The sequence below is a fragment of the Methanolobus chelungpuianus genome, from assembly GCF_024500045.1.
Taxonomy (GTDB): Archaea; Halobacteriota; Methanosarcinia; order Methanosarcinales; family Methanosarcinaceae; genus Methanolobus; species Methanolobus chelungpuianus.
Genome location: NZ_JTEO01000013.1, coordinates 1 through 2,919, shown reverse-complemented (window position 1 = coordinate 2,919; position 2,919 = coordinate 1). Strand labels below are relative to the sequence as shown.

General features: G+C 48.3%; 5 protein-coding genes. All 5 read right to left on the bottom strand.

The features are described 5' to 3' along the window. Positions 1-51: 51 nt before the first annotated feature. Complete coding sequence (locus PV02_RS12845; RefSeq protein WP_256623814.1) at positions 52-531, bottom strand: desulfoferrodoxin family protein; 480 nt, start codon at positions 529-531, stop codon at positions 52-54. Between the two features lie 70 nt (positions 532-601). Next, complete coding sequence (locus tag PV02_RS12840) at positions 602-844, bottom strand: AcrB/AcrD/AcrF family protein (RefSeq protein ID WP_425438359.1); 243 nt, start codon at positions 842-844, stop codon at positions 602-604. Positions 845-855: 11 nt separating this feature from the next. Further along, a complete protein-coding gene (locus PV02_RS12835; RefSeq protein ID WP_256623812.1) occupies positions 856-1,158 on the bottom strand; it encodes a monomethylamine permease in 303 nt (100 codons plus the stop codon). Further along, positions 1,159-2,544: an APC family permease gene (locus tag PV02_RS12830; RefSeq protein WP_256623816.1), complete on the bottom strand. Its 1,386-nt coding sequence runs from the start codon at positions 2,542-2,544 to the stop codon at positions 1,159-1,161. Positions 2,545-2,777: 233 nt separating this feature from the next. Beyond that, a partial coding sequence (locus tag PV02_RS12825) for a monomethylamine:corrinoid methyltransferase (protein WP_256623815.1) occupies positions 2,778-2,919 on the bottom strand: 142 nt, incomplete at its 5' end.

The following is a 2,919-nucleotide window of genomic DNA, read 5'->3' as shown; positions in this document are numbered from 1 at the left end:
CTCTCTTTTGGGGTATATTCTGTCATGTAAACCATTCTCTCCGGCCCAGGATCATAGCTGCGGACCCCAGGTGCATTTCCTGCCGGATCTTACATTTGCTGAGATTATCTCTATCCCTTTGGAATCTTCCCAGCTTCCGTGGACATTACAAGTGGCAACTGCCGTGAGCTTGACAATAGCTGATCGGGTACCACATGCACCACACAGGCCAAAACCATGTACTGTACAGTTCCTGATCTCGCGTGCAGCAACCATATCTTCTGTCCCGGTCACCACAAACACAACCTCAGCTGCTCCCTGTGTTGGTTTCAGTTGTACCTTGCCTACAGGCTCCTCATCAAGATATAACTCGACCTGGCTTATATAGTGACTTTCATCCATCACATGAGGGACATTGCCCACGATCACCCTGACTTCAAATGGGTTTCCTGCCATTGCCTCATCCGGAGCCACAATAACCGGAGCATGCTTCTTCTCCGGATCGGTAAGGTTCCCATAATCCTTTATTTGTTGATTAGCGTTTAATGCCATGTATTCACCTTAGATTATTTGTTAAAGACGATCACAAAAAATGAGTGAAATGCCACTGCGGGCATCCACTTTAAAACTTATAGTGACTTACAGAATGGTACAGCATGACAACAAAGAAAATGATGATTGCTGCCAGCAGACTGAAAAAGCCTACAGGGTCCCAGAGGAACACAATGGATCCTGTTTCTGACCAGCCTACCAGTACTGAACCCTGGATCTGCGTAGGCACTACAAGGCAGATAAAGGCGAGCACGAAAATAAAGATAATATCGAATGCCTCTGCCAATGCGCTTTTCTTCTTAACTTCTACCATGTCCATCCTCCTCAATCGTAGTACCTGAACTCATGCATATGCTGCTTAAGCGACTTGCGTACCTGCCAGTATCCCACGGTCTCTATACTGATCACAAGCAGGAAGAACACAATATAAAGCGCTCTGATACTGGCTGATACTGCCGGCCCTGCATAGGAAAGGATGGTGTATACAACATACCCCTGCACTACGATGAGCAATGCTATTGCACCCACTATCAGATATGTGTCCTTTTGCAATCCCTGATCATACTTTGCCTGATTGATATCAGGCGCAACCTTAGTACGCTGTGTTGCCGGGTTAACCTCGTGCATTTATTCCACCGCCTCTGTCTTGTGATGACTCGGGTTGGGCCAGCCCATTTCCTTGCCCCAGTCAAAGTGTTTTATGTACTTCTTGTGCCTGTTGTGGAAGTAGAAGTACGCTATCAGGTAGAATGCCAGAGCGAAGAGCAGGTTGTACCTGTATCCCCAGAACAGCGTGGACATGATGACTATTGCAATCGCCATTGCGAACCATGCGATCCATGGCTGGAGAGGACTGACGAAAGGCCGTACCTTACTGACATGCATCGGGAACATCTTCCTGAACCTTATAAGGGAGAAAGGTATCAAAACATAGCACAACAATCCCGATACTATGGAGAAAGTGATGACCTGGTCCAGGTATCCGCTGAATGCGAATGCTATGGCAATGGGCATTGTAAAGATCACAGCCCTGTAGGGCGTCTGGTATTTCGGGTGCACGGTAGAGAACCACGGAGATACGAAGTGATCCCTGGAAAGTGCGAACCATGATCTTGAAGAGTCACAGACACATCCGTTAGCACTTGAAAGGCATGTAAGCAATGTACCGAGCGCCAGGAAAGCTATGAGCAGATAAATCCCACTCGCCTGTGCCGCCTCGAAAAGCGGGTAGACAGATACACCAAGACCTTCTGCCGGTACGCTGGAATCAAGGAGCATCGTACATACGAAGAGCGTCATTGCCGCACCGACGAGCAGCGTGATCATTCCTGCCTGTTGTCCCAGTGGCACTGCCCTTGAAGGCTGCTTGCACTCTTCGGCACACATGGCAGCTCCCTCGATACCCAGGAAGAACCACGGACCAAACTGCAATGCTGCAAACAAGCCTATAAGCCCGTTGGGAACTGCTCCCTGGAAGAGCCTTTCAGGCTGCAGGTCAAATACCCCGAAGGTCCCGGAGAAGAAGAACACTATAATAGCCAGAAAAGCTATGGCAGTCATAAAGAAGTTCAAGGTAAGAGCAGCCACAACACCCCTATAGTTGATGAATGTCAGGGTTGCTATTACAAGCAGAGTCACAGGGAATACCTGCAGTTCAGGGAATATCTCCTGTGCAATAAAAGCAACTACAATGGCATCAGCCGCCTCAAGAGCTATATACTCCATATATACTGCAAGACCGACACTGGCGGCAGCACCCGGTCCTATGAACAACCTGGCCCAGTCGTACGGTCCTCCCGCCAGCTTTGTGGCAGACCCGAGTTCACTTGCACACAGGGATATCATGATATACATAGTCCCTGCAACAAGCATGGCAAGCAGGGATCCGAGAACTCCCCCTTTTGCGATGGTGAAGTTCCATCCCATGTATTCACCCACAAGAACTATCCCTACACCAAGAGCCCAAACATGGTATGGCCTGAGGGATTTGACCAATCCGGGTGATTCCGTCATTTGTTCAGTCAAAATCTCACCTCTTCATTTTTTTAGAGACTTTACTGGCATCCAGAAGAACCCATCCTATCAAAGCGAAAGCCAGCAAGTATATAATTCCATTGATTATTGTCCAATATCCATCCATTGGAATGTCTCCTCTCACTGATTTTATTGTAAATGATTATTAGTTACATAACTCTCGATAAAAAATGCCAGTGAGAGCCTCACTGGCCGAGCTTTTTCTCTTACACTCAGAAGACGAGGCCCAAGCCCTCGAGTTTCTTGCGTGCGCCCTCGTAGACCTGGACGTACTCGTCGGTTGGTGTTATGGTCTTGACGTCATAGCACTCCTGGAAGGTCTTGCCCTGAGGTACGGTTGCATAGTTCTTCTCG